Annotated in this window: 24 protein-coding genes; 7 read left to right on the top strand and 17 right to left on the bottom strand. The window is 72.4% G+C overall.

What is annotated here, in order from left to right; translation table 11 throughout:
• Window positions 1–919: 919 nt before the first annotated feature.
• The 3 genes from IEJ02_RS39420 (at window position 920) to IEJ02_RS39410 (ending at window position 4,172) form a co-directional block, all read left to right on the top strand.
• Window positions 920–2,137, top strand: coding sequence for a PP2C family protein-serine/threonine phosphatase (locus IEJ02_RS39420; RefSeq protein WP_191069180.1), 1,218 nt, complete (start codon window positions 920–922; stop codon window positions 2,135–2,137).
• A gap of 86 nt (window positions 2,138–2,223) precedes the next feature.
• Complete coding sequence (locus IEJ02_RS39415) at window positions 2,224–3,561, top strand: NsdA family TPR-like regulatory protein (protein ID WP_191069179.1); 1,338 nt, start codon at window positions 2,224–2,226, stop codon at window positions 3,559–3,561.
• Window positions 3,562–3,641: 80 nt separating this feature from the next.
• Window positions 3,642–4,172: an NUDIX hydrolase gene (locus tag IEJ02_RS39410; RefSeq protein ID WP_044568677.1), complete on the top strand. Its 531-nt coding sequence runs from the start codon at window positions 3,642–3,644 to the stop codon at window positions 4,170–4,172.
• Window positions 4,173–4,194: 22 nt separating this feature from the next.
• On the opposite strand, the gene IEJ02_RS39405 is transcribed toward IEJ02_RS39410, so the two are convergent.
• Window positions 4,195–4,452 (bottom strand): hypothetical protein, encoded by a 258-nt coding sequence (locus tag IEJ02_RS39405; protein ID WP_191069178.1) that lies wholly within the window; start codon window positions 4,450–4,452, stop codon window positions 4,195–4,197.
• 281 nt (window positions 4,453–4,733) lie between these two features.
• Here IEJ02_RS39405 and IEJ02_RS39400 point away from each other — a divergent pair, with 281 nt between their 5' ends.
• Entirely contained in the window at window positions 4,734–5,501 is a 768-nt protein-coding gene (locus IEJ02_RS39400) for an MgtC/SapB family protein (RefSeq protein WP_137981030.1), read from the top strand.
• Between the two features lie 71 nt (window positions 5,502–5,572).
• Here IEJ02_RS39400 and IEJ02_RS39395 read toward each other — a convergent pair whose 3' ends face one another.
• The 5 genes from IEJ02_RS39395 to IEJ02_RS39375 all read right to left on the bottom strand — a co-directional run bounded on the left by IEJ02_RS39395 (window position 5,573) and on the right by IEJ02_RS39375 (window position 9,888).
• Window positions 5,573–6,484, bottom strand: a complete 912-nt coding sequence (locus tag IEJ02_RS39395) for a GlxA family transcriptional regulator (protein ID WP_191069177.1) — start codon at window positions 6,482–6,484, stop codon at window positions 5,573–5,575.
• Complete coding sequence (locus tag IEJ02_RS39390) at window positions 6,481–7,032, bottom strand: cysteine hydrolase family protein (protein WP_191069176.1); 552 nt, start codon at window positions 7,030–7,032, stop codon at window positions 6,481–6,483. Before IEJ02_RS39390 ends, IEJ02_RS39395 begins: the two co-directional genes overlap by 4 nt.
• A 702-nt stretch (window positions 7,033–7,734) precedes the next feature.
• A complete protein-coding gene (locus IEJ02_RS39385; protein WP_191069175.1) occupies window positions 7,735–7,977 on the bottom strand; it encodes a hypothetical protein in 243 nt (80 codons plus the stop codon).
• A complete protein-coding gene (locus IEJ02_RS39380; protein ID WP_191069174.1) occupies window positions 7,974–8,585 on the bottom strand; it encodes a hypothetical protein in 612 nt (203 codons plus the stop codon). Before IEJ02_RS39380 ends, IEJ02_RS39385 begins: the two co-directional genes overlap by 4 nt.
• A 103-nt stretch (window positions 8,586–8,688) precedes the next feature.
• A complete protein-coding gene (locus tag IEJ02_RS39375) occupies window positions 8,689–9,888 on the bottom strand; it encodes a helix-turn-helix domain-containing protein (RefSeq protein WP_191069173.1) in 1,200 nt (399 codons plus the stop codon).
• Window positions 9,889–9,919: 31 nt separating this feature from the next.
• Here IEJ02_RS39375 and IEJ02_RS39370 point away from each other — a divergent pair, with 31 nt between their 5' ends.
• Window positions 9,920–10,642 (top strand): HAD family hydrolase, encoded by a 723-nt coding sequence (locus IEJ02_RS39370; protein WP_191069172.1) that lies wholly within the window; start codon window positions 9,920–9,922, stop codon window positions 10,640–10,642.
• A 229-nt stretch (window positions 10,643–10,871) separates the two neighbouring features.
• Here the strand turns inward: IEJ02_RS39370 and IEJ02_RS39365 are convergent, their stop codons facing one another.
• The 9 genes from IEJ02_RS39365 to IEJ02_RS39325 form a co-directional block, all read right to left on the bottom strand.
• Window positions 10,872–12,707 (bottom strand): ATP-binding cassette domain-containing protein, encoded by a 1,836-nt coding sequence (locus tag IEJ02_RS39365; RefSeq protein WP_223865194.1) that lies wholly within the window; start codon window positions 12,705–12,707, stop codon window positions 10,872–10,874.
• Window positions 12,708–12,943: 236 nt separating this feature from the next.
• Window positions 12,944–13,360, bottom strand: a complete 417-nt coding sequence (locus IEJ02_RS39360) for a lasso peptide biosynthesis B2 protein (RefSeq protein ID WP_191069171.1) — start codon at window positions 13,358–13,360, stop codon at window positions 12,944–12,946.
• Window positions 13,357–13,563, bottom strand: a complete 207-nt coding sequence (locus IEJ02_RS39355; protein WP_191069170.1) for a hypothetical protein — start codon at window positions 13,561–13,563, stop codon at window positions 13,357–13,359. The genes IEJ02_RS39360 and IEJ02_RS39355 overlap by 4 nt, the downstream gene beginning before the upstream one ends.
• Window positions 13,564–13,662: 99 nt before the next feature.
• Entirely contained in the window at window positions 13,663–15,408 is a 1,746-nt protein-coding gene (locus IEJ02_RS39350; protein WP_191069169.1) for an asparagine synthase-related protein, read from the bottom strand.
• A gap of 83 nt (window positions 15,409–15,491) precedes the next feature.
• Window positions 15,492–15,665 (bottom strand): hypothetical protein, encoded by a 174-nt coding sequence (locus tag IEJ02_RS39345; protein ID WP_191069168.1) that lies wholly within the window; start codon window positions 15,663–15,665, stop codon window positions 15,492–15,494.
• A gap of 137 nt (window positions 15,666–15,802) precedes the next feature.
• Entirely contained in the window at window positions 15,803–16,987 is a 1,185-nt protein-coding gene (locus tag IEJ02_RS39340; protein ID WP_191069167.1) for a M20 family metallopeptidase, read from the bottom strand.
• Between the two features lie 19 nt (window positions 16,988–17,006).
• The gene (locus tag IEJ02_RS39335; protein WP_275559263.1) at window positions 17,007–17,786 is read right to left on the bottom strand and encodes a helix-turn-helix domain-containing protein; all 780 of its coding nucleotides are present in this window, start codon (window positions 17,784–17,786) and stop codon (window positions 17,007–17,009) included.
• A 468-nt stretch (window positions 17,787–18,254) separates the two neighbouring features.
• Entirely contained in the window at window positions 18,255–19,112 is an 858-nt protein-coding gene (locus IEJ02_RS39330; protein WP_137980278.1) for a 3-hydroxybutyryl-CoA dehydrogenase, read from the bottom strand.
• 123 nt (window positions 19,113–19,235) lie between these two features.
• Entirely contained in the window at window positions 19,236–21,569 is a 2,334-nt protein-coding gene (locus IEJ02_RS39325) for a xyloglucanase (RefSeq protein WP_343299672.1), read from the bottom strand.
• Between the two features lie 480 nt (window positions 21,570–22,049).
• On the opposite strand from IEJ02_RS39325, the gene IEJ02_RS39320 reads away from it, so the two are divergent.
• The gene (locus IEJ02_RS39320) at window positions 22,050–23,282 is read left to right on the top strand and encodes a glycoside hydrolase family 10-like protein (protein ID WP_191069165.1); all 1,233 of its coding nucleotides are present in this window, start codon (window positions 22,050–22,052) and stop codon (window positions 23,280–23,282) included.
• Window positions 23,283–23,308: 26 nt separating this feature from the next.
• On the opposite strand, the gene IEJ02_RS39315 is transcribed toward IEJ02_RS39320, so the two are convergent.
• Both IEJ02_RS39315 and IEJ02_RS39310 read right to left on the bottom strand, forming a co-directional pair.
• Window positions 23,309–23,515: a DUF1918 domain-containing protein gene (locus IEJ02_RS39315; RefSeq protein ID WP_020867170.1), complete on the bottom strand. Its 207-nt coding sequence runs from the start codon at window positions 23,513–23,515 to the stop codon at window positions 23,309–23,311.
• Window positions 23,516–23,583: 68 nt separating this feature from the next.
• The gene (locus IEJ02_RS39310; RefSeq protein ID WP_223865193.1) at window positions 23,584–24,849 is read right to left on the bottom strand and encodes a DMT family transporter; all 1,266 of its coding nucleotides are present in this window, start codon (window positions 24,847–24,849) and stop codon (window positions 23,584–23,586) included.
• Here IEJ02_RS39310 and IEJ02_RS39305 point away from each other — a divergent pair.
• Window positions 24,848–26,302 (top strand): aminotransferase-like domain-containing protein, encoded by a 1,455-nt coding sequence (locus IEJ02_RS39305; RefSeq protein ID WP_191069164.1) that lies wholly within the window; start codon window positions 24,848–24,850, stop codon window positions 26,300–26,302. The genes IEJ02_RS39310 and IEJ02_RS39305 overlap by 2 nt on opposite strands.
• Window positions 26,303–26,323: the final 21 nt, after the last annotated feature.

Raw genomic sequence — 26,323 nt, 5'->3', positions numbered from 1 at the left:
CGCCGGCCGCGCCGGCCGGGCGCGAAGCCCCCGGGCAGCGGGCCGCAGGGCCCGCACGAAGGGCACGGACGCGGCTCGGCCCGGCCCGGCCCGTGCGGGTCGCAGGCAGGCCGGTGGCCGAGTGTGCGCCGTCGGCATCTCGGGCGCGGCGGGGCGGCGGCTCACACGCCTCGCGGCTCCGGGACGGAAAGCCCGCCCCTTCTCCCGGCGGCCGCCTACGGCGGGTGCTCGGGGTCTGTCCGGGGCGCAGCCCCGAGCCACCCCACCCGGTGGACGGCGAACAGCCGAACATCTCGTCCGTGGGACGGCGGGGTGTTCGGGTGGGTGCCCGGGGTGTGGTCTGGGTCGCCCGCGTTCTCCGCGCGGGGCGCTGTCGCGTCGGTGATTGGGCGTGCCCTGTGGCCTCCGGTGTTGCCCGGGGCTTCGCTCCATGCGTCGCCCGGCTCAGGGCTGTGGCCCCGGGCCGGGTGGGTCGCCCCCCTCACCCGGTGGACGGCGAACAGCCGAACATCTCGTCCGTGGGACGGCGGGGTGTTCGGGTGGGTGCCCGGGGTGTGGTCTGGGTCGCCCGCGTTCTCCGCGCGGGGCGCTGTCGCGTCGGTGATTGGGCGTGCCCTGTGGCCTCCGGTGTTGCCCGGGGCTTCGCTCCATGCGTCGCCCGGCTCAGGGCTGTGGCCCCGGGCCGGGTGGGTCGCCCCCCTCACCCGGTGGACGGCGAACAGCCGAACATCTCGTCCGTGGGACGGCGGGGTGTTCGGGTGGGTGCCCGGGGCGCGGTCACCCGATCAGGTGAGATGCGGAGGCGGCTGGTCCAAATGGCAGAAGCTGTCGCAAGAATCGTGCCGGTCGTACGACCCCTGCTGGACCGACCGTCCGGGGCCCGGCCGACCGCCTCATTGGCCGGCGTTGGGGGCGACACATGATCGGGACATCGGCAGTCGGCGGCGCGTCCGTACGGAAGGCACGGGGTCTGCGGGCGGCCGCCCGCGCCGTCCCCTGTCTGTGGGTGCTCGGCGTCATCTGCTGGGAGCTGCTGACCCCGCACCACACCGAGGTCGTCCCCCTCATCGCCGCCGCACCCGCCATCGCCTGCGTGAGCGGCGGCCGCCGCGGATGCGTTCTGCTGCTCGGCGGCGCCGGTCTGCTGTTCGCCCTCGCCCCCGAGTCGGCGCTGGAGCCCGACGGCGAGGTGACGGACCCGCATGCGCCGCTGGTCACCTGCTGCGCCATCGTCGGCGTGGCCGTCGGCGGCTATCTCACGGCGGGCCGCAAGGTGCGGCTGCTCCGCGAGCTGGAGGAGCTCCGGGCGGTGGCCGCCGCGGCGCAGGACGTGGTGCTGCGGCCGCTCCCGGCCCGGCTGGACGGCGTCGAGCTGGCGGGCGGCCATCTGTCGGCCAGCCGGGGCGCCGCCGTCGGCGGCGATCTCTACGAGGCGCTGGCCACCCCGTACGGCGTCCGCGTCATCATCGGCGATGTGCGCGGGCACGGCCTCGCGGCGATCGGCACCGTGGCCGCCGTCCTCGGCAGCTTCCGCGAGGCCGCGCACGAGGAACCCCGGCTCAGCGGGGTGCTGCGGCGGCTCGACCGCGCCCTGGAGCGCCATCTTCGGTCCCGCGCGAGCGAGGAGTGCCCGTTGGACCATCACGTGGACGAGGAGTTCGTGACCGTCCTGCTGCTGGAGGTGGGCCGGGACGGCGAGGTCACCGCGCTCAACTGCGGCCACCCCTGGCCGTACCGCCTCCGCGAACAGCCCGTGGGCCCGGCCCTGGCCCGGCAGACCGCGCCCGGCGAGGTGCTGCCGCCGCTCGGCCTCTTCCCGCTCCCCGCCGAACTCCCCACCGCCCGCTGGGGCTCCCTGGGGACCGGCGACACCCTGGTGCTGCACACCGACGGCGCCGAGGACGCCCGCGACGCCCACGGCACGTTCTTCCCGCTGCGCCGCGCCCTGTCCGAGGCCGCGGGCGCCGGACCGCTCGTCCCGGCGGCGGTCGTGGCGGGGGTGCGCTCGGCGCTGCTGCGCCACACCGGCGGCCGGCTCGCCGACGACGTCGCGCTGCTCGCCCTGCGTTACGACCACTGCCCGCTCTCGACCCCCACGCCCCTCACCCGCCCCGCCGCCGACACCCACCGGGCCTAGAACAGCCGCGTCCCGCCGCCCGATTCACACCCCGTGCGAATCGCCCTCCACTACGCTGGCGCCACCGAGCGCTTCGGGAGGGCGAGATGGAGCCCAACACACTGCTCGACTCCGTGCTCGACGAGGCCGGAGTCTCCCACGCGGGGCTGGCCGCGCACGTCAACGAGGCGGGCCGGGCCCGGGGGATGAAGCTGCGGTACGAACACACCGCGGTGGCCCGGTGGCTGAAGGGCCAGCGGCCGCGCGGCCAGGTGCCCGACCTCATCTGCGAGGTGCTGGGCGAGCGGCTGCACCGCGCCCTCACCCTGGACGACATCGGCCTCGGCACCCCCGGCAGCGCGCGGGGCCCCGCCACCCCGCTCTCGGGATTCGTCGAGCGTGCCACCGCGCTGTGGCGCTCCGACGAACAGCAGCGCCCGCATGTCGTCGAGGCCCCGGCGGTCACCGGCACCCCCGCCGTCATCCCGGTGTGGGAGTGGGAGAACCCTCCCGAGGACTCCGATGTCTCCCGGCGCGGGCTGACCCGCGTCAGCATGACCGACATCGAGACGCTGCGCGCCGCCCGCGCCCACTACGAGCAGATGTACCGCAAGGCCGGCGGCGTCGCGACCCGGACCCGGGTGGTGGGGTTCCTCAACTCCGAGGCCGCGCCGCTGCTGCGCGGCGCGTACGCCGACGACACCGGCCGCCAGCTGCACCGGGCGACCGGCGGCCTGGTGGCCATCGCCGGGATCTGCGCCTACGACTCCAACACGCACGGCCTGGCCCAGCGCTACTTCCACCAGGCGCTGCGGCTCGCCAAGGCCAGCGGCGACCGGGGCCTGGGCGCGTATGTGATAGCGCTGCTGGTCAACCAGTCCCTCTTCATGAAGGAGTACCGGCAGGCGGTCGCCTTCGCCGAGTCGGCGCTGCGCGCCGCGGGTTCCCAGATCACCCCCGCGCTCGCCGCCGACCTCTACGCCATGCAGGCCAAGGCGTACGCCCGGCTCGGCGACGGCGCCGGGGCGCTGTCGTGCATCCGGCGCGCCGAGACCGCCGCCGACCGGATCAGACCGGGCCAGGAGCCCGACGAGACCGGCTATGTCCAGCCCGGTCTGGTGAACGTCCAGGTGGCCGAGGCGCTGCTGAGCCTCGGCGACCTCGGTGGCGCCCGCGAGCATGCCACCGCCGCGGTCGGCACCCCCGCCCACGACCGGGGCCGGGTGCACCGGCTCGCCATGCTCACCCATATCGAGCTGCGCCAGGGCGAGGCGGACCGGGCGGGCGCCACCGCGGTGGAGATGACCGAGCGGGCGCGGGGCATGGAGTCCCAGCGGTTACGCGACCGGCTGCGGGCGGTACGGGAACACCTCGCGGTCAGCGGAAGCGCCGCGACGGCCGAAGCCGCCGAACTCATCGACGGGGCACTGCGCGTTCCTCTGTGACCGCGGTTCCGCTCGCGGGTCCGCACTCTCGTCAGCGGGTGGCTCAGGATGGCCTCCCGTGCGACGAAAGGTGGCTGACAGTGCGCTGGAAGAACCTCAGGGAGCGGACCGTGTACGAGAACCGATGGTTCCGGGTCAACCTCGCCGATGTCCGGCTCCCCGACGGACGTCAACTCGATCACTATCTGATCCGGCTGCGCCCGGTGGCCGTGGCCACCGCGGTGAACGCGGCCAACGAGGTGCTGCTGCTGTGGCGGCACCGGTTCATCACCGACGCCTGGGGCTGGGAGCTGGCCGCGGGCGTCGTCGAGGACGGTGAGGACATCGCCGACGCCGCGGCCCGGGAGATGGAGGAGGAGACCGGCTGGCGGCCCGGCCCGCTGCGCCATCTGCTCTCCGTCGAGCCGTCCAACGGGCTCACCGACGCACGGCACCACATCTACTGGGCCGAGGAGGCGTCGTACGTCGGACACCCGGAGGACGACTTCGAGTCGGACCGCCGCGAGTGGGTGCCGCTGAAACTGGTGCCCGACCTGGTGGCGCGGGGTGAGGTGCCCGCGGCCAATATGGCGGCCGCGCTGCTGCTGCTCCACCACATCAGGCTCGGGTAGGCCGGGCCGCCGGCCGTCCTGGCTAGTGTCCCGCCGCCTGCCATACCGTGACGGCCAGGGCGGAGACCCCGGTCAGGGCGGCGATGGAGGGCAGCGGCCAGCGTCCGTGCTCCAGGATCCGTAGCCGCCCGGTCAGTTGGTTCACGTCCTCCTCGGCCTGCTCTCCACGGTGGTCGAGCAGGGCGAGCCGGCCGTCGACGCGGGCGAAGCCCACTTCGACGGTCCGGCGCATTTCCGCGAGCTCCACGGCTAACGCGGTGTGCTCGGGCTCGGTGGTCACGGGTTGATCCCCTTCCGGATGTAACGTCCGTGCAGTGGTGACCCTCCGAGTCAAGCGCATGCCCAGGTGGTGCGGGAGCGTGTGTGGGGAAGGTGTGTGAGTCACCGGCGCACACCCCGTGCGAAAGGCGGTACTCGGCGGGTACTCGGCGTGTTCTCAGCGGGTACTCATGGGGGACGGCGGTCGCGGGAAGGGGCCGTGAGGGGCGGGGCGGACCGGATGGAGCGGATCCATCCACAGGCCGGACAGAAGGGACGGATGTGCGACTGATCGCCGCTCCGATGTGGGAGTTCGGCGCCGACCAGGGAGTGCGGCAGTTCGCCGAGCTCGGCGTCGCGCTGGTGCTGTCCACCCTGATCGGGCTCGAGAGGGCGGTGCAGCAGAAGAGCGCCGGGCTGCGCACCCACACCCTGGTCGGTGTGGGCAGCGCGCTGTTCATGCAGGTCTCCCAGTACGGCTTCGCCGATGTGCTGTTGCGCGACCACGTCGGCCTCGACCCCTCGCGGGTGGCGGCGCAGATCGTCTCCGGTATCGGCTTCATCGGCGGCGGCCTGATCTTCGTCCGGCGGGACGCCGTCCGCGGACTGACCACCGCCGCGACCGTCTGGCTGACCTGTGCGGTGGGCATGGCCTGCGGCGGTGGTCTGGCCCTGCTGGCCACCGCCGCCACCGCGGCGCACTTCCTGGTGATCCGTGGCTATCCGCTGCTCACCCGCCGGCTCCCGGCCCTCTGGTCGGCCGAACGGGTGGAGTTGCAGCTCTCGTACCGGGTGGGCGCCGGGCTGCTGCCCCGCGTGCTGGAGCTGTGCACGGCCGCCGGGTACAAGGTGCTGCGGGTCCGGGTGGACCGGGCGCCGTGGAAGGGCCGGGACCGCACCACCCGGGTCGTCCGGGCCGAGGAGGAGGCCCGGCCCGCCGATACGGGCGTCGCCGAGGTGGCGCTCGCCCTCGAGGGCACCGGGGACGTGCTCCGGCTGGTCGGGGAGATCTCCGAACTGGACGGCGTCCTCGGCGCCGACGCGGGCCACGACCTCGACGGCTCGGACTGACGACCTCGGTGCCTCCGACTGACGACCTCGGCGGCTCCGACCGACGAGGCCGACGCCGCGGCTCGACGGTGTCAGAGCGCCCGCGCCCGGAGGCGGCGCAGCATCCGCGCGTCGTCGAACCCCACCTCCCGCGCCGCGGCCGCCACCGTCGAGCCCTGGCCGATCAGATGCTCCGCGCGCTCCAGCCGCAGCGTCTGCTGATAGCGCAGCGGGGTGAGCCCGCCGGTGGCGCGGGTGAACAGCCGGGTGAGGGTGCGTTCGCTGACCCCCGCCCCGACGGCCAGGCGCGCCAGCGACAGCGGTTCGGCGAACCGCGCGTCGATGACGTCCTGGACCCGGTGCACCACGTCGTCCAGATGGGCGCGGTGCCGCAGCATGGCGCTGGCCTGCGGTTCGTCGCCGTTGCGGCGGGCGTAGACGACCATGTTCCGGGCCACCTGGGCGGCGAGCGCCGGTCCGTGCCGCACGGCCAGTAGATGCAGCGCCAGATCGATACCGCTGGCGATGCCCGCCGAGGTCACGACCCGGTCGTCGGTGGTGAACAGTACGTCCCGGACCACTGTCGCCCGGGGGTGCCGGGCCGCCAGCTCGTCCTGGAGCTCATGGTGGGTGGTGCACCGGCGGCCGTCCAGCATCCCTGCCCGCCCCAGCGCCAGCGCCCCGGCGCAGACGCTGGCCACGGTGCCCCCGGCCGCATGGTGGGCGCGCAGCCGCTCCAGCGACCCAGGACCGGGAGCCCGGCCGTCGTGCGGCGGTGAGATCCGCCAGCCCGGCACCACGACCAGGTCGTCCGGGCCCGTCGTGGGCCACTCGGTCCGCGCGTTGAGTGTCAGCCCCTGGGCGCTGGGGACCAGCTCCCGCTCGGCCACATAGCCGAGCTCGTAGGGCAGCCCGAGATCCGTCGCCGTGCCGAAGACCTGGGCCGGTCCGGCCAGGTCGAGCAGATGGACCCCGGGCACCAGCACGAACACCACCCGGCTCATGCCGTGGAGGCCCCCGACCCCGCCTCCAGCTCGGCCACCGTGGCGATCCGGGCGAACCGGTCGCGCAGCACCGCCTCCGTGCGCTCCACGATCGCCTCGGCGCTCAAGTCGCCGATCGGATGGGTCGTGGTGGCGTCGGCGACGAACACGACCCCGTACCCCAGATCGCTGCCGACCCGGGCGGTGGTCTCCACGCACTGCTCGGTGCGGATCCCGCAGACCACCAGCTCGCGCACGCCCGCCCCGGTCAGCAGCTGCTGGAGCCGGGTGGTGGTGAAGGCGTTGTGGGCGGTCTTGTGGAGGACCGGCTCACCCGGAGCCGGTCGCTCCAGCTCCTCCAGCGGCCGGATCCGCCCCTGCTCCGGGTCGAACGCGCCCCCGCTGCCGGGCTCGGTGTGCAGCACCCAGATCACCTGGTCCCCCTCGGCACGGGCGAGGCGGACCAGCCGGTTGACCGGATCCGCGATCTTCGGGTTGGCGATCCGCTCCCAGGACGGGAGGGCGCGGAAGGATTCCTGGACATCGATGACGATCAGCGCTCGCTTCATGGTGCCCAGTCTGACCAGGGACGAACGCCCCCGACCAGGCACGATCGGGGCCGGTGGCGGAACGATCCGGTCAGCGCCGCCGGCACCCGCGCGCGTCCGGTTCAGTAGGTGTAGAAGCCCGAGCCCGTCTTGCGTCCCANAGCGGCTCCTTGTACTCCTCGTACATCGAGTGGCCAAAGGCGCCATCTGGGCCGGACCGCGGGCTGAGCGGACACCCTCATCCGTATCGGCGAGGCACTCTCAGTACCCCTTGCTGACCTCGTTCGCGGGGTGTGACGCTCCTCCCTTCGCTGGGTTCTGGCCCGTTGGGCATGTTGGGCGGAGGTGGAGGCGGGCGAGTTGGGCCCGCCCCGGCCGGCCGTCCTCACCGATGAGGGGGCGACCGGGGCGGGGGCTTGTATGGGGACTCCGGCCCGCGGTCCCCAGGTCGGGGCCAGAGTCCCTGTCCTGCGGTGGGTGGCCGTGCCTGACGGCGCCGACGCAGGGGAGTAGGGGGTGGGTCGGCAGCGCGCGAAGTCCAGCCCGGGGCGGGGGATCCCCGGGCCGCTGGCGGCCCACCCGGTCTACGGGGCCGGGGTGCAGGCGAAGCAGAGCCAGACCACAACCCCAGCAGGGTGGGGACCGCGGCGAGCAGCAGGCCCAGCCGGGCGGCGCGAAAGGCGAGGAGCCCGGCCCTCACGGCGGAGGAGTGTCGATGGTGCCTCATCCGGCACCATCTCCCGCCTGCCGGGGGGCCGTCTTGCACAGGGGGCGGCACACGTACAGTTCGACGTTCTCTTTGGTGACGCCTCCGCAGGTCCACACGACCGTGCCGAGCAGCTGGTCCGCGAGTAGTCGCTGCCCGCACAGGGCGCAGTTCCAGCCCTGTAGTTGGTGCCCGGTCAGGGTTTCGGGGTCCGGCAGCTCGATGCCCGGGAGCAGGGAAGGCTGTGGGAAGGTCGTCATCGGGGCCGCCGCCCCTCGTGCTCGGCTGCAACCGCGCTGGCGAGGGTCCGCGGGCGCCGGGCCTTGTAAAGCGGCGCGTGCGGGGGGCAGGCATAGGTGACCTTGCCGACGGCGTTGCGGCTGTCCTCCGCCTCGACCGGGATCGGCTCGTCGGTGGGGAGGTGGCAGTGGTAGCAGAGCTGTCGGCCGTCCGGTTCCGGGCCGAGGATGTCGTCGAGGGCCTGGCGCAGGGCGAGGACCAGGTGATGGGTGTCGGTCAGATACCGGTTTGGGCCGAGCGGGATCCGCCAGTACGTCTTGTGCTCGGCCCTCCAGGAGGCGGGCGGTACGCCGAGGAGGGTGCCCTCGTCGGCGAGCTCGGTGAGGATGCGGACTCCGCGCATGCGCCAGCTGCTGGCGGTGGAAGTGTCGATGCCGATGAGCCAGTACGCCTTGCCGTAGGTGTCGTCCTGGATGACGGCGCCGGATCGGTCGCCGAGCAACTCCAGCGCGCGGTCCGCGACGGCGGTGGGCGCAGAGATGGCGTCCCACCATTTGCCCACCGGTAAGAGCTCGACATCCTCGGTATTCGGCGGTGTCCACAGCAGCACTTGGGGATTCGTCGGCACGGTAGCCCCCGGACGTCATCGGTGATCAGGTGATGACTGACCGTAGAGATGCCCGGGGCTGTTCATCCGAGCTGTCAGTTCGGGTGAACCACAAGCTCGCCGGTCAGAAGACTCCGACCCGCTCTGCCAACTTCTCCGCCTGACGGGCGTGCATGGCCCGGCCTCGCCGGATCACCGTGAGCATCAGCTCCCGCGCCAAGGGCGTACGCGCCAGATCTTCCGGCGCCAGATCCTCCAACTCCATGAGGCTCAGGAGCACCGCGGCGTCCTCGCGGCGCAGGTTGTGGCAGCGGGCCACCTCCAGATTGAAGGTGAACGACCGCTCCATCGACGGCAGGCTGCTGGTGTCTACCTCGTCCGCAACGTGCAGCGCTTCGCTCGCGTCACCAGCCTCCATCTCGATGCTGACCTCGTGCAGATCCACGTTGGTCGGCCCGAAGACTGTCCACATGATGTTTCCCTCGCCGACGCTTCGGGCCGCTGGCCGAGCCTGGGTACGCAGCCGGTCCCGTGCCGCCGACCAGTCCCGCCGTCGAGCCTCCGCAACGACCGCCACCAGCTGGAGCGCGCCCGACATCGCGATCCTTTTCGGCTCCGTCATCGGCGCTCGGCGCAGCTCGTCGACCGCGCGGAGCGCGACCTGCTCGGCGCCGTCTGGCTCCCGCGCGGCCAACAGGATGTGTCCCAGGTTCCACTGCGCGGCCGCTATGTGCAGCGGGTCATCCGCTTCTTCGGCTGCCCGTACGGCTCGATCGGCAGCCATCATCGACAAGTCGACGCGGCCGGTGCGCCGCAGGTACGACCGCAGCAGGAAGTAGAGATCGGCGGTCACGCGCATGACGTCCCGACGAGTGCCGGTGCCGTCGGCTGTTCGTCGGGTCCGGGCAGCGTGCTCGGCATCAGCGATCAGGCTGGGTAGAACACCAGCCATGTCGGTGAACCGCGTTGGGCTGCTCTGCCAGGCTCGCCAGGCGCCCTCCACACGCTCGCGTAGCGCTGTCGGCTCGGCAGCGGGAGCGCTAAGGGGCGGCCCGTAGCCCATCAGAGCCTGCACGATCGCGGGCTCGGTTGTCTCCGGAGGCACGCGGCTGGGCGCGGGTGTGTCAGTGAGTAATGCGGCTGTGGGCACTCCAAGCTCCTGGGCGATGGCGTGCAGGATGGGCAGCGACGGGATCTTGAGCCCCCGTTCGATCTGGGACAGGTAATCGGGAGAGACACCGACGAGCCCGGCCACAACGTCCTGTCGCCGTTCGCCGCGGTAGTGCCTGATCCTGTCGCCGATGGGCAGATCGGATGCGACCATGCCTACCTCCGTACGTATCCCCACTCAGCGTATGGTGCGCGTCACCAAGGGGGCCGGTATCCAACGATCGGAAGGCGAGACAGTGTCGCTGCTTGTGTTGTGGGACATCGACCACACACTCGTAGATACCCGAGGGGTCGGCCGTGAACTCTGGGCTGAAGCCTTCGAGGAGGTCACCGGTCAACCCATGCGGGAGCAGGCGAAGATCGACGGATCGACCGAGCCGGTCATCCTCCGCGAGACTCTGGAACTGCATGGGCTGGAGGACAGCCGAGACCTGTTCGAGCGATTCGCCCAGGCGCTCGGAGCCGCACACGTACGGCGCGCCGCCGAGCTGCGTGAGCGCGGGCACGCCCTCCCCGGGGCGCCGTCGGTGCTCTCCGGGCTGGCAGCTCATGACGGCATCGTGCAGACGGTGGTGACGGGCAACATCCGCGCGGCCGCGGAGGTCAAGCTGGCAGCTTTCGGCCTCGACCCGTACATGGATCTCGCCCTCGGGGCTTTTGGTGAGGACGCCGACGAGCGACCGAGGCTGGTGAGGATCGCTCTCGGGCGCGCGCAGATGCCTGCGGAGTCGACCGTGCTTGTTGGGGATACGCCTTCCGACGTGCGGGGAGCGTTGGCGGCAGGCGTCCGCGTGGTGGCCGTGGCGACCGGGCGTACGCCCCCCGGTGAGCTGCGAGCCGCAGGGGCCGCAGAGGTGGTCAATGACCTGTCCGACACGGAACGGATGCTGAAGCTCCTGACCGGCTGAGTCCGCACAGGCGCCCGATGGGTCGGACTTATGATCCGACTGTGGACATCCCTGACAGACTCATCGAACTCCAGCAGACCGCCGACGACGGATAAGCACGACGAAAGCCTCCTCCCGGCCGCAGCCGAGAGGAGGCACCACGCGTTCAGAGGCGCCGCCGATCGGGAGTGAGCGCCGCCGGGCCGGTCCAGTCTCGATGACCCGGCCCGGCCGGCCCGGTTGGCCGGGACTACCGATCCTCTTGCAACTTGAGCATCTCGAAGAAGATCGAGGTCGCGCCCCGGCTGACGAGATCATCGAAGGTACCCGTCTCGGCGATGCGCCCTTGGTCGAGGACGATGATGCGGTCGGCGAGGCGGGTGTTGGCCAACCGATGGGTGACGAACACGGTCGCTCGTCCCTCGGCGAGTGCCATGAGTCGCGTGTAAATCCAGTGCTCGGCACGGGCGTCGAGCGCGGCGGTCGGCTCGTCCATCACGAGGACGGGTGCGTCGCGATGGAAGGCGCGAGCGACCGCGACGCGCTGCCACTGTCCGCCCGAAAGGTCGTGGCCGCCCCACCAGGAACGAGCCAGCGAAGTATCCAGCCCGTGGGGCAGAGCGGCGATAACACTGTCGGCGCCGGCCGCCTCAGCGGCGGCGTGCACGGCGGTGTCGCCCTCCGGGCGGGGCTGGCCGAGGGTGATGTTCTCGCGAGCCGCGAGAGGCCAGCGGGTGTAGTCCTGCGGCACCAGCGCCACCTTGGCGAGCACCCCGGCCGGGTCGGCGTCCGCCAGGTCCACCCCGTCCCACCGCACCGAGCCTGCCGTGGGAAGGAACAGACCGGTCAGGATGCGGGCGAGGGTGCTCTTGCCCGCACCGTTCTCGCCGACCAGGGCAATGACCTCACCGCGCTTGAGGTCCAGGTTGATGTCCTCGAGCGCGGGAGTTTCGGCGCCGGGGTAGGTGAAGGAGACGTCCGTAGCGCTGATCACCTGTGGGCCGTCCTCGGCCACCGGGGCTGAGCCACGGCGGGTCGTCCACGGCTTGGCCACGGCGAGGAACCGGGCCCAGTCGTCCAGGGACAGCGAGGTGCGGAACAGCCGCGCCCCGGCCTTCACTGTCGTGGCCAGGGCTGCCCCGGAAGTCCGCACCGCCAGCGCGGCGGTTCCCGCGACCGCGAGCTCCATACGGCCGGTGGTCACCAGGAACACGAGCACGGCCCAGGTGGCGGCGGTGCCCGCTGCGGTGAGGGTGTCGCCGATGCCTTGCACGATCAGGGCCTGCCGGGTGGCCTTGAGCTGTTCTGCCTCCAAGCGGCCGGAGACGATGCGGTACTGCCGGATCAGGAAGCCCGCCATGGTGCCCGCACGAACCTCGTCGGCGGTGCTCCGCTCAGTGGTGTACGAGCGGAACACGTTCCGCAGGCGGGAGTCAGCGAGATTGCGGTGGCGCGCGGCGTGCTCGATCCGCGCCCCCCGCACGGCACCCCACGCGCACGGCACGACGGAGAGGACCAGCAGAGGGAGCATCACCGAGTGGAGCACAGCGACGACGGTCGCCGCGGCCGCCATCTGGGCGGCGGCGGAGGTGAGGAGCTGGGCATCGAGGACGAGGTCGCCGGCCTTCTCCGCACCGTCCGAGGCGGCGGCGTGGGCGTCCTCGAAAGCCGGATCCTCGTACGCAACCAGCTCGGCTGCGGTCGCGGCAGTGATGACCTGAAGGTCGGCTTCGCGTACGGCCTTCGGCGCGAGCCGGGCCGCGGCCGCGCGGGCGCCGGCGTCGAGCAAGTAGCGGCCGGAGGCAGCGATGGCGAGGACCACCACGGCGGTCAGGTTCTGGCGCAGCCCGGCGGCGATGTCGCCGCCGGTGAACACCGCGGCCAGCACACGAGTGGTGGCCGCAAGCGCGGTCGCGGTGAGAACGGCGGCGCCGATCTGGCAGCCGAGCAAGGCCAGGACGGCGCGGTGGTCGGTGCGCCAGCCGAGCCGGGCCGCCTCGGCGAGAGTGCAGGGCAGTCGACGCGCTATCGCCCACGTGGACAGGTTGACGCTCGCCTCGAAGTGCCGGTCGGAGGCCAGACGCATGACGGGCGGCTGGCCCGCCGTGGCGACAGGCGAGGAGGGTACAGAAGGACTCACGCGCCCCATGAAGAGGCCGCACCAGACGGCCGGGCAACGGAATTGTCCCGCGCACGCCGCATCGGCGCTGGTTGCTCCGCCCGCCCGTCAGCAGCGCTTCCCGATATTCACCCGTCTGGGTGAAGCCGTGGTCCGGGGCCTGGGAGGCTCGGGCCCGCCCCGGACCACGGCAGCAGGGGCTGCTACGGCACGGACAGGACAGGCATCCACGGCCGGTCGACGGCGTCGCCGATGTCCCGGCCGACCGCCCCTTCGGGCACCTCGGCCCAGGCGTGCGCGGCGTCGGGCAGGAACCGGGCGCCGAGGACCCACCGGGAGCGGCGGCCAGTGAGAGCGGTGGCGATGACGGTAGCGAGGCTGATCTCCATGCAAGCGATCCGGCCCGGCCACCAGGAAGGGATCACCGCCAGCACCGCGGTGTAGAGGGCTTCGAGGCGGTGAAGGCGCGCGTACGGCAGGCCGCGCAGCAGACGGACGGCGGCGATCTGCCAACGCAGCGGCCACCGGCTCATCACCAGGGACAGGGCGAGCGCGGCGGCGGCCACCAAGCGGTCACGCCACAGCGCGGTAGGCCGGGCGGTCGGGACCATGACCGTCATCGGCGCCACCGTCCCCGCCGACGCGGTCGGCCTGTGTCGACGAGGACGCCGACGGCCATCAGATCGCCGACGAACGCGGCGATCTGCTCATCGACGGCCCGCGGGTCCTGGCCGGTCGGGACGGCGATCTCGTCGGCAAGCCCAGCGGTGCCGCCGCGGACGGTGAGGGCGTGCCAGATCTTCGAAGCGTCCGGATCGAGCATTCGAAGCGTCCGGATCGAGCATCAGCCACGCTCCGCGCCGGACGTCGAGCACCGCCGTCCCGTACGGGCTCGTGGCGTGATGGACGTGCGGGGCAGGGGTCAGCATGCCACCACCTCCCTCCTGGTCGTCTGACCGGTGAGCCACCAGCACGTCACGATCAGCTGGTGCAGGTCGGCGATCACCGTGGCGCTCTGCCCTCGGGCCGCCGCAGCCAGCGAGGCGCTGACGGCCGCGGAGTCGATCAGCCCGCCGTCCACGAGCGGACTGGAGACGATCAGCTCCTCGAGCTGGGCACGGTACCGAGCGAGTCCGGCGATGCGCTGGGCAGTGAACGACCCCTTCGAACGCCGGGCCGTCAGCCAGCCCGGGAGTTCGGGCAGCGCAGCCCGTAGCAGCGGCTTGTAGGACACCAGCCCGCGCCGGGCAACGGCCGGCACGGCGAAGGCGGCGCGGACGACCTGGTTGTCCAGGTACGGATACACCGGCCGGATGCCGAGAGTGGCACCGTAGGGGGCCCAGCCGCGGGCGGAGGCGCCCACCGCTCGCAGGGCGGCCCACTGGTCGAACTCGTCTGCCAGCTCCGGCTGCTGGTCGCGAGCGGCCTGCCGCAGCAGAGCGGCGACCTGGTGGCGCCCGAAGCCGGTCAGCCAGGACGCACCGGCCCCCAGGCGGCACCACGACCAGCCAGCCACAGCAGCCTCCGGGGTGCTGAGCCCGCGCTCCAGTGCCTCCGCGGCGCGTTCCAGGGAGCCGGCCCGGCCGAGGGCGGCGGCCTCTTTCAGTGCCTTCCAGTACGGGCCCGGTGCGGTGTTGCGGAGCCGGGCGAACGCCACCACCTGGCGATGGGCGTCACGGCGTCGGCCGTCCTGGAGAAGCCGCACCCAGCAGGAGCCGGAGGCGTCCAGCACGATGTCCCCGCCGTGCCCGGTCAGGTGCAGTGGCAGCTCTCGTACGGGGTGCAAATAGCTGGTGTCCATGGCGAACATCGCCGCCTCCAGCACCGGCTCCACCCCAGTCGGCTGCCCGGATGGGAAGGAGAATGGCAACTGCTCGTCGGCGCCCATGTTGACCGTGTGCGCGATCCCGGTGTGCTCGGCAACGCGGGAAGCGAACGCCATATCCTCCCCGCTGGTGTACCCGTCCGTGTAGGTCACCGCGTGCACGTCTCCGGCCTCGGCGGCCAGCACGACGGCCGCCGAGGAGTCCAGGCCGCCGGACAGGTCCGCCCCCACCACTCCGCCGGCGGCGCGGACCTGGTGCTGGACAGCCTCAGTGAGCGCGCGACCGAACCGGTCGGCACCCTCGCGAAGGTCGTCTACCGGCTCGACGCCGGAGATGTCGATGAGCCGCGGAGGTGCCCCAGGCACGAGCAGCAGCCCGAACCCGCCGGGCACCATGCGGATCTCCTCGTACGGGCTGCGGTGCGGCCAGTGATGCTCACCCGCCGCGAGCCGGGCTGCCAGATACGGCAGATCCGTCACGAGGGGACGCCCCAGCAGGCCGGGCTCGGTCGCCCACTGTGGTCTTTCCTCGCCGCGCGAGTAGTAGACGGCCCGGATGCCGGCCAGGTCGCCGCACACGAACCGCTGCCGCCCATCGTCCGCGACCACCCAGTACGAGCCCGCCCACCGGCTCAGCTCACCCCAGCGGCCCGCCCGTACGGCCGGAAGCGCGTCGCGGACCTCCTGCGTCGTGGCCGGGCAGTCGCCCACGACCCCGAGTACGACCGGTCCATCGACGGCGACGCGCACCCGCGTGGTAGGAGCCCGGCGTATATCGCCGAGCCCGTCGATCATCACTCCGTCCACGGCGGCGATGCCGCCGGTCATCCACTCCCGTTCCATCTGTTCGCCTCCCCTATTGACGGGCCCGGGGGCCGACCGTCGAAGCGGCCGGCCCCCGGGGTGTTCCGTGGTGTCCTGGACGGTCACGGGCTCTCGAAGTAGTTGCTCTTGTCCGAGTCGTTGGCGTTCTGCCTGCCCAAGGTGAGGGTGGCCACCGGGTGGGTGCTGACCTGCGGTGCGAACCGGCTGGTGCGCGGCGCCGGGATGGGCGTGCTCTCCGCGGCGGGCTGGGTGGTGACGGTGATCTGTGCGGCCATGACCGGCCTCCCTTGTCTCCGTGGATGTGGAGGTGGTGCTGCCTCTATGTCACCGCGAGCCAAGGCCCGTTCCCAGAGACGGAGTTGGGCGCTTCCTGGGAGTGGATCTGGGAGGAAGTTGGGACGGGCCTGGGACGTCAGCCCCCAAGGAGTTGGAGCACGGCCCGCCGGTAGACGGTGTAGACCTGCGGCAGCTCGGCCAGGTGGGCGCGCTCGTCGATGCCGTGGAGCCCCTCATACGGCACGCCGAAGCCGGCCGTGGCCGGGATGCCCTCCCCCGCGAGCAGGTTGCCGATGTTCGACGGCCCCGCGGTCTTCGCCCGCACCATCAGCCCTGCCTCGGCGGCGGCGTTCAGCAGGGCGGCGGCTGGCTGCTCGCCCTCGGCGAGGCGGAAGGGTGGCCAAGCGGCGACCGGGGTGACCTCGGTGGGCGTCGGAGCGGGCAACTCTGCGTCGAGCTCGGCGACCGCCTTGCGGACGAGTGTCTCGGCGTCATGGGCGTCGAAGGTCGGGGTGGTGCGGATGTCGACGTTGAGGTCGCACCGGTCGGGAGTGACCGAGAAGCCCTGGCCGCCGTGGAAGGACGTGATCGACAGCTTCGGCGGCAGGGGGAAGGCGCCGTCGACGCTGGGCAGGTCGGCGGCATCCAGGAGGCGTACGAGGTGTGCGGCCCGGGAGATGGCGCCGACCACGGCCCGACTCGATCCGGAGTGCCCAGAGGGGGCGTGGACCGCGACGCCGGCTCGCCACAGGCCCCGACCGCCGACCACGACATCGTCCAGCCCGGGGTAGCCGATCATCACCCCGGCCGGGCGAGCCGCTGCGGGGTCGGTGAGATAGGCGCGGGCACCCCCGAAACCGCCGGTGTGCTCATCCACGTCCAGGAGCACGGCGAGCCCGCCGTGCAGATCAGCCGCGTGGGGCATCAGATCGGCGGCGATGTGGCAGAACATCGCCGCGGCGAGCTTGGAGTCGGCCGCACCCCGGCCGCGCAGCCAGCTGTCCACGATGTCACCGGAGTCCGGCGGGAAAGACCAGGCAGTCTCGTCGCCGTAGGGGGCGGTGTCCACGCACGCGTCCAGCGTCCACCAGGCGCCCGGCCGACCGCCGGGGATCTCCACCAGCAGCCCGACCAGCTCGCCCGCCGCGTCGTGCAGGCGGCGGTGCGGCAGGGCACGGGTGGTGAGCCAGTCCTCCAGCACGCCCAGGACCGGCTCGTACTCGTCGATCCCGGCCCGGCTCGGGCGGCGGATCAGCTCTTGAGCCAGCTCGATCACGGATGCCGCGCGGGCCTCGGCCGCCTGCTGAAGGTTGTCGCTCACGCCTCTCCCTCGCCTCTTCTTAGTTGTGACGTATCGGCAGCGCGCGGACGGCCTCGATCGTCTCCACCGGCCGCGCTGACGCGCATGCCTCCCGCCCATGGTGGACCAGTCCGACGGCCGCCTCGCGGCTGAGTAAGACGCCGCAGTCAAAGCCCTCGGCCCCGTGAAAACTGGGCAGCGGCACCACCGCCGCGGTCTCGGAGGCAACGAAGAACCGTTCCAGCGCCTCGGCCTGCTCCACCATCCCGATGTGCAGCGTCTTAACACCGTTGCGGCGCGCGGACGGATCGCGCAGCTCCAGTAGCCGCAGCAGGTGGTCAGCGAGCGCCCGGTGCCGCGGCTCCCCGTACAGCACCCGGTAGTGCACCAGGTCCGGATGCTGGGCCACGGCCGTCTCGATCGCTGCCAGATACGCCTTCTCCCGGCTGCGGGAACCGGTGGCAACCAGGTGCTCGCGCGCTCCGGCGGCGACATCCACCATCGCCTCGACCAGGTCGGTCCAGCGGGTGAGCACCTTGACCACCACCGCGGTGCCGGAGGACTCCAGCACGCTGGTGGCCGCCCCGTCCTGATGGGCAAACAGCACCTCCGGGCGCTCCCGGTACAACTGACAGAGGGCGGCCCGGTTCCGCTTGCCGGTCCGTCGCCGGCCGGACTCCCACGCGCTCATCAGGCTCGCATCCGACGCGCCTCCGGTGATCGCGTTCAGGGCGTCGGCTGCCTCCTCCAGCGTCATGTTCCGCGCCACCCTGGCCCGCTTGAGCGCCGAGTCCGTACTGCCGACCACGGCCACGGACACCGCCCCCTCCCCATAGACCGGCATGTGTCCCCGAGTCTTCCCCACACGCCGGTCGTTCAGCACTGCGCCGCTCTCGCGGCCCGATGTCGGACCGTGCCCGTACGCTTATCGGTATGTCCCCCAGTTCTCCCGGCGCGGCACGGCCGTGCGCTGCCGAGTCCGCGAACCGGGCGATCCGCGCGTTCATGAGCGAGCGCTCCGGGCAGCCGCTGTTCGCGGAGGAGCGGGCGGAGTACGGGCGGCTCCTGAAAGCAGCCGGTACTTCAGCCCTGGCCAGCGTCCGGCCGTACCGCGCGGGTCACGGTCGCGGCGGCGAGGGGGCTGCGTGAGCTCCCGCCGAACCCCCTGAGAACTCCCTGGGTGATAAATGATCAGCAGGGGCGGCTATCCGTGGTCCGGGATGGCCGCCCTACTGATGTCCGCAGGGCCTCACGGGCTACCTCTTCGGGCGGGCGTCAGCGCTGGTCATCAGTACGTGTAGAAGCCCGAGCCCGTCTTGCGTCCCATACGGCCCGCGTCCACCATCCGCAGCAGCAGCGGGGGAGCGGCGTACAGCGGCTCCTTGTACTCCTCGTACATCGAGTCGGCGATCGCCGCGATGGTGTCCAGGCCGATCAGATCGGACAGCTTCAGCGGGCCCATCGGATGGGCGCAGCCCAGCTCCATGCCGTTGTCGATGTCCTCGCGGCTGGCGATCCCGGACTCGAACATCCGGATGGCGGACAGCAGATACGGGATGAGCAGCGCGTTGACCACGAACCCCGCGCGGTCCTGGGCGCGGATGGCGTGTTTGCCCAGGATGTCGCCGACCAGCGCCTCGGAGCGCTTGATGGTCTCCTCGCCGGTGGTGAGCGCCGGGATCAGCTCCACCAGCGCCTGCACCGGTGCCGGGTTGAAGAAGTGGATGCCGATCACCTGGTCCGGGCGGGAGGTGGCGACGGCCAACTTGACCAGCGGGATGGAGGAGGTGTTGGAGGCGAGGATCGCGTCCGGGCGGGTCACCACCTGGTCGAGGACCTGGAAGATCTCCGTCTTGATCTGCTCGTTCTCGACGACCGCCTCGATCACCAGATCACGGTCGGCGAATTCCCCCAGATCGGTGGTGAAGCTCAGCCGGTCCAGCGTCGCGTCGCGCTGCTCCTCGGTGATCTTGCCGCGCTCGGCGGCCTTCCCGAGGGAGTTGGTCAGCCGGGTACGCCCTATCTCCAGGGCCTCACCCGTGGTCTCCGCGACCATGACGTCCAGGCCTGATCGGGCGCACACCTCCGCGATGCCCGCACCCATCTGGCCACAGCCCACCACTCCGACGCGTTCGATGTCGGTCACATCGTGCCTTTCGCTGGTCCAACCGTCCGTTGTGTCGTCCCCCTGTCGCCCCAGACGTTACCCTCCGGTTATCGGCAGGGGGCGGGGCGGGGCCGGAAATCCGGCCCCGGCCCGCCCTCGCGGTCAGGAGATGTCGCCGCGCAGGATGCCGCGCCCGTTGGTAGCCAGGTAGACCCGTCCGTAGACCCGCGGGTCGCCGGTGATCGAGGCGCCCGTCCAGCCCCACTGGTGGGCGTCGTCGTTGATCCGGGTCCAGCTCGCCCCGGCGTCCGTGGAGCGGAAGACGCCGCGCACCCCGCCGATTTTCGCGCTGGTGTAGAGCGCCTGGTACGAGGCGCCCGGCGCCGCCTTGCCGAAGCCGATGGTGTCCGCCTGCTGGACGCCGCTCAGCTTGGTGAAGGTCGCGCCGGAGTCCGTGGAGTGCCACAGCCCGTACGCCCCGCCGGTGCTGCCGCCCGCGAGCCAGATGTCGCCCTCGGCGCCCGGCAGCGCCTTGAACCGCGCCGGGCCGTCGGCCGGCAGCCCGGAGGACGCCCTGGCGGTGAAGGTGGCGCCGCCGTCGGTGGAGACGTAGAAGGTGCCGGCCTTGAAGCCGTAGAACTTCTTGGGGTTCTTGCGGTCGGACTCCACGACCGCCCCGGCCGGGATGCCGCTCGACGCCGACCACGAGTTGCCGAAACCGGTGGTGTGGTAGACGGCCGAGGTGCCCTCCGGGGCCCAGACGAAGCCGCTGCCGTCGGCCGCCGCGGCCACCGTGCCGCCACCGGTGACCCCGGACGGCTCGCTGCCCTGGAACCAGTTGGCGCCGTTGTCGGTCGAGAAGGCGATCCGTGGCGCGGAGTCGTTGTTGCCCACCCGGACCACCGTGTTCGGATTGGTCTCGGCGTAGTCCAGGCTGGTGGTCGTGGTGAACGTCGGCGAGGTGTACATCCTCGCGGGCACCGCGTCGAGATCGGTGTGGCGGAAGCCCCCGATGTCACCGAGCGCGCTGAGCAGCGGGGCGCCGGTGGGCGGGCTGGCCAGGTCGTTGACCGCCGTCTCCTCCAGGCCCTTGACCATGGGCGTGATGGCGATTTTGCCGCCCGTGTCCCAGTTTCCGAGGTTCTCCGTGCCGTAGACCGTCGCCCCCGTGCCGTACATCATCCGGTTGGAGTCGAACGGGTCGATCTCCAGCGCCTCGGTCATCCAGCCCAGCTTCGGGGTGACTTCGGGCGGGGAGGGGTTGGTGCCGAAGGTCAGCCAGGGGACGGCACTGACGTCCTGGGTGTAACGGAAGGACCGGTTCGGATAGCTGGTGAAGTCCCAGGCCCGGGTCCAGGTGGCACCGGAGTCGGTGGAGCGGAAGATCTGGGTGTCCGGCCACCAGGAGCTGTAGCCGGTCACCATCAGCGTGCCCGGCTTCTGGCGGTCCACCGTGAGCCCGCCGTAGCCGAAGTAGGTGTCGGCGTCCGCCATGGGGCTGATGTTCTTCCACTCCCCGGTGGCCGTGGTGTACCGCCACACCTGGCCCTTCTCGCCGTCGTACGGGCCGCCCTTGTCGCTGGTGGTCAGGTACAGATAGCCGTTCTTGGCGTCCAGGACGCCCTTGTGGGAGAGATAGCCGGTGGGCTGCCCGGCCACCCGCGACCAGGTGGCGCCCGCGTCCGTCGAGCGGTAGACGGTGTTGTCCTTGTCCGCCACGCCCACGTAGATGGTCTTCGTGGCGCTGCCGGAGGAGCCGGTGCGCTCGTCGAAGGTCACCCACACCACGCCTTGGTTGTCGCTCAGATAGCCGCTGGTGTCGCTCGCGTCCTGGACGTACGTGCCGGGGTTGGGGAAGGACGTCACCTTCGACCAGGTGACACCGGAGTCGGTGGAGCGCCACAGCCCGTTGCCGCTCGGCGCGCCGAGGTAGAGCACGCTGTTCCGGTTGGGGTCCACCGCCAGCCGCTCGCCCATGCCGCGGCCGGGCATATTGCCGCCCAGCTTGAAGGGGAGGGTGGTGGACTGCCAGCTGGCGCCCCGGTTGGACGAGCGCAGGATCGCGCCGTTGCCCGGGTCCCAGCTGTTGGTGTACGTACCGGCCGCCACATAGACCTTGTTGGGATCCACCGAGTCGCTGGCCAGGCTCACCACCCCGGTCCAGCCCCAGTGGTCCCAGTCCAGCGAGTCCAGCAGCGGCACCCAGCGCTTGCCGGACTGGTCCCAGCGGTACGCCCCGCCGATGTCGGTGCGGGCGTAGGCGAGGTTCCTCTCCTTGCGGTTGAAGACGATGCCGGGGACGAAGCCGCCGCCGTCCACGCGGACGTTCTTCCAGGTGTAGGCGTCGGCCTGGGCGGTGGTGGCCCGAGTGGTGGCCCGGGCGGGGGCGGCTTCGGGGCGGGCCGCGGCGGGGGAGGCCGCCGCGGTGAGTAAGCCGCCGACGAGTGCCAGCGCGGCCATGAGCGCGCCGACCGGTCTTCTGCCGTTGCTGCGCACGGGAACTTCCTCTCCGGACGTGGGGGTAGTGAGGCATGAGGGCCATGCGGGCGAGGGTATTTGGGAGCGCTCCCATGCGTGCGTCATCCGATGCTAGCGGCCGGATGGCCGCGCGAGAAGGGTGAAGTCAAGGGGTCCTCAAGGGGTCCTCAAGGGGTGTTGGGCCCCGCCGTCCCGGATTCGCGGTAAGCATTGCCGGGCGCCCCGCAAGGGCCCCATCATCAGCGGGAGTTGCCACTTGCCACCACATCGGGCACGCCACCACATCGGGCACGCCGCCGCGGGGCGCCCGGCGCGGGTCGCCCGGCGCGGGCTCGGCGCGGGCCACCCGGCCACCGCTGGGTGGCGCCCCCGGCGCGTCGGCGTTGTCCGGCACCACGCTCCCTCGGGGGCGACGGGGGACGGTCTCCTGGCCCTTCGGTCCGGCTGGTGGCGGCGGGCTTACGTTGACGGCACGACCGAGGCGAGGAGTTGGGTTTCATGGGTGGGATCACGCGCAGAAGTCTCACGGTGGCGGCCGCCGGAGCCCTGGCCGCCACCGTCACGGCGGGCGACGCGCTGGCGGAGGGGCGGGGCGGTGGGCAGCGGCCCGAGTTCCGCGGGATGTGGCTGGCCACCGTCGCCAACCGCGACTGGCCGTCCAGGCCCGGTCTCCCCGCGGAGCGGCAGCGGGCCGAGCTGCTGGGCTTCCTCGACACGGCCGTGAGCCGCCGGCTCAACGCGGTGGTCTTCCAGGTGCGGCCGACGGCGGACGCGCTGTGGCCCTCACCGTACGAGCCGTGGGCGGAGTGCCTCACCGGCGTGCAGGGCAAGGATCCGGGCTGGGATCCGCTGGGCACCGCCGTGCGCGAGGCGCACCGGCGCGGTCTGGAGCTGCACGCCTGGTTCAACCCGTACCGGATCGCCAATCACACCGACCCCGCACGGCTGGTCCCCACCCATCCGGCCCGGGTGCACCCCGAGTGGGTCGTGCCGTACGGCGGGAAGCTCTACTACAACCCCGGGCTGCCGGAGGTTCGCCGCTTCGTCCAGGACGCCATGCTGGAGGCGGTCGCGCGCTATGACATCGACGCCGTCCACTGGGACGACTACTTCTATCCGTATCCGGTGGCCGGTCAGGTCTTCGACGACGACGCGGCGTACGAGCGCTACGGCGCGGGCTTCCCGGACCGCGCGGCCTGGCGGCGGAACAACATCGACCGCCTGGTGTACGAGACGGCCGTGCGCGTCAGACGACTGAAGCGGCGGGTGCGGTTCGGCATCAGCCCCTTCGGCGTCTGGCGCAACCAGGCCACCGACCCGCTCGGCTCCGCCACCACGGCGGGGGTGCAGACCTACGACGACCTCTACGCGGACACCCGTGGCTGGGTGCGGCGGGGATGGCTCGATTACGTCGTCCCGCAGGTCTACTGGAACATCGGCTTCGCCGCCGCCGACTACGCCGTGCTCGTCCCCTGGTGGTCGGAGGCGGTCCGGGGCACCGGGGTGAACCTCTACATCGGCGAGGCGCTCTACAAGGCGGGCGACCCGGCGCAGCCCGCGCCCTGGCAGGACCCGGCGGAGCTGTCCCGGCACCTCACCTTCGACCAGGGCTTTCCCCAGGTGCGCGGCAATGTGTACTTCTCGGCGAAGGAAGTGGCCGCCGACCGCAACGGCGCCATGGCGCGTGTGGTCGCCGACCACTATCCGTATCGCGTCCGTCCGCCCCGCTGACCCGGGACCTGCCCCTGTGGGGACAACTATCGCTGCCCGGGTCCGGCGGCCAGGTGGCGGACGACCGAGTCGGGCCCGGGGGAGAACAGGCACTCGTGTCCGTCGTCCTCGTAACGCACGCGGTAAGGCGGTTCCCCGTTGTCTCCGAGCACTTCGATGATCTCCGCTACACGATCGTGAATTCCGACAACCCTGCCGTGTACCAGCAGCTTGTCGCCTACGGTCGCCTCCATGTGCGTGACCTCCCGTCCGCTGGAGGGCAATGCGGTCTGCTGAGGGCAATGCGATCCCTGAGGCCAGTCTATGGCCGGTTGTCCTGGTTTGCTCCCGCCGGGGAGTGATTCCGGTCCGCCGCCTCGGGGATCCGGTCCGTCCTTTCGGGTGTCCGGTCCGCCGCTTCGGGGATCCGGTCCGATCCTTCGACGGTTTCGACGGTCTTGACGGTTTCGGCCGGACGCGTCCGGCCGGGGCCGGAAGCCCGTACCGCCCCGGCCGGGACCCGGGCCCGCTGTGTCGCCCCGATGCACACCAGCACCGCGACGGCGGCGATCGGGGCGGCGGGGGTCAGCGTCTCGCCGAGCAGCAGCACCGACCACACCAGGGTGAGCAGCGGCTGGGCCAGTTGCAGCTGGCTGGCCCTGGCCACCCCGATGGCGGCCATCCCCCGGTACCACACCACCAGGCCCACGAACTGCGAACCGGCCGCCAGCCACAGCAGCCCGGCCACCGCACGACCGCCGAGGTGGACGTCCTCGCCCGCCAGCGCGAGCACCGCGCCCGGCACCGACAGCGGCAGACAGCCCACCAGCGCCCAGCCGATCACCTGCCAGCCCGGCATGTGGCCGGCCAGCCGGCCGCCCTCGGTGTAGCCCGCCGCGCACACCACCAGCGCGCCGAACAGATACAGATCGCCGGTGGTGAGCGCCCCGCCGCTCTGCTGCACCGCGAAGGCGATCACGACCGCCGCCCCGGCCAGCGCCGCCGCCCAGAACACCCGCGAGGGCCGCACCCCGGTGCGTACGGCAGAGAAGGCGGCGGTGGTGAGCGGCAGCAGGCCGACCACCACGGCCGCGTGCGCGGTGGTGGAGGTCTCCAGGGCGAGCGTGGTCAGCAGCGGGAAGCCCACGACGACCCCGGCCGCGACGACCAGCAGCCCCGGCCAGTGGCGGCGGTTCGGCACCGGCACCCGCAGGGCGACCAGCGCCCCGCCCGCGATCAGCGCGGCGAGCACCACCCGGCAGCTGGTCACCGTCCAGGGGCCGAGGCCGGTGAGCGCCCAGGCGGTGGCGGGGAAGGTGAGGGAGAAGGCGGCCACGCCGAGCGCGGCGAGCAGGGTGCCGGTGCGGAGGGCGAACGGCGTCGGAAGCGCCGGGGCCGCCCGGGCGCCGCCCCGGTCCTGGGCTGGGCCGCGACCTGGGGCGGGGCCGCCATCCGGGGCGGGGTCGCCGTGCTGGGCGGGGGTGCTATCCGGTGCTGGGTCACCGTGCGGGGCTGGGGCGCCACCCGGGGCCGGGTCGCCGCTCACCGCTATCGCACTGCTGTCAGTAGCGCTATCCTGTGCTGTCATGCAACAGCGTAGCAGTGTGGCCGACCTCGCAGAATCCCTGCGGAAGGAGCTGGACCGCTACTCACCTGGAGAGAAGCTGCCGTCCAGCCGGGCCCTGGTCGAGCGCCACCGGGTGAGCCCGGTGACCGTCTCCCGCGCCCTCGCCGCGCTCGTCGCCGAAGGGCTGGTGGTCACCCGCCCCGGCGCCGGTGCCTTCCGCGCCGACCGGCCACGGGCCGGGGCGCAGCGGCCGGGCGACACCTCCTGGCAGGAGGTCGCGCTGAGCCTGGAGACGGCCGGTGAGCCGGTGCCGCGCTCGGTGGACGCCTCCGGCGTCCTGGCCACGCTCGCCGCCCCGCCGCCCGGGATCCTGGAGTTCAACGGCGGCTATCTGCACTCCTCCCTCCAGCCCGAGCGGGCGCTGGCCGCCGCCCTGGCGCGCGCCGGGCGGCGGCCCGGGGCCTGGGACCGCCCGCCGGTGGAGGGCCTGCCCGAGCTGCGCGCCTGGTTCGCCCGCGAGATCGGCGGCCCGGCCGGGGCCCTCGGCGCCTCCGACGTCCTGGTCACCGCGGGCGGCCAGTCCGCGCTCACCTGCGCGCTGCGCGCGCTCGCGGCGCCCGGTGCGCCCGTCCTCGTGGAGTCCCCCACCTACCCCGGCATGCTCGCCGCCGCCCGCGCCTCCGGGCTGCGCCCCGTGCCGGTCCCGGTGGACGCCGACGGGGTGCGCCCCGATCTGCTCGCCGAGGCGCTGCGGGCGACCGGCGCCCGGGTCTTCGTGTGCCAGCCGCTGTTCCAGAACCCCACCGGCGCGGTGCTCTCCGCCGGGCGGCGCCGCGAAGTGCTCGCGATCGTCCGTGCGGCGGGCGCGTTCCTGGTGGAGGACGACTTCGCGCGCCGGCTCGCCCACGAGGACGCGGGCCCGCTGCCCGCCACCTTGGCCGCCGACGACCCCGACGGGGCGGTGGTCCACGTCTGCTCGCTCACCAAGGCCACCTCGCCCAGCCTGCGGGTGGGCGCGCTCGCCGCCCGCGGTCCCGCGCTGGAGCGGCTGCGCGCGATCCAGGTCGTGGACAGCTTCTTCGTGCCCCGTCCGTTGCAGGAGACCGCCCTGGAACTCGTCGGCGCGCCCTCCTGGCCCCGCCATCTGCGCACCGTCGCCGCCGATCTGCACACCCGCCGCGAGGCGCTCGCCACCGCCGTACGGCGGGAGCTGCCCGCGCTGGAGCTGCGCCATGTCCCGCGCGGCGGCTACCACATGTGGCTACGGCTGCCCCAGGGCACCGACGAGGCCGCCCTGGCCTCCGCCGCGCTGCGCGCCGGGGTCGCCGTCGCCCCCGGCCGCCCGTACTTCTGCGCCGAACCGCCCGCGCCGCATGTGCGGCTGAGCTTCGCGTCGGTGGCGGGGACCGGTGAACTGGGGGAGGGGGTGCGGCGGTTGCGCACCGCGTGCGAGGAGGTGCTGGCGGGGGCGTAGGGGGGCGTTCGACGGGTCGTG

This window comes from Streptomyces sp. 5-10, from assembly GCF_014712245.1.
In the GTDB taxonomy this organism is placed as follows: domain Bacteria; phylum Actinomycetota; class Actinomycetes; order Streptomycetales; family Streptomycetaceae; genus Streptomyces; species Streptomyces violaceusniger.
Note: the sequence above shows the minus strand (reverse complement) of the source record. Positions and strands in the feature narration are given on the sequence as shown.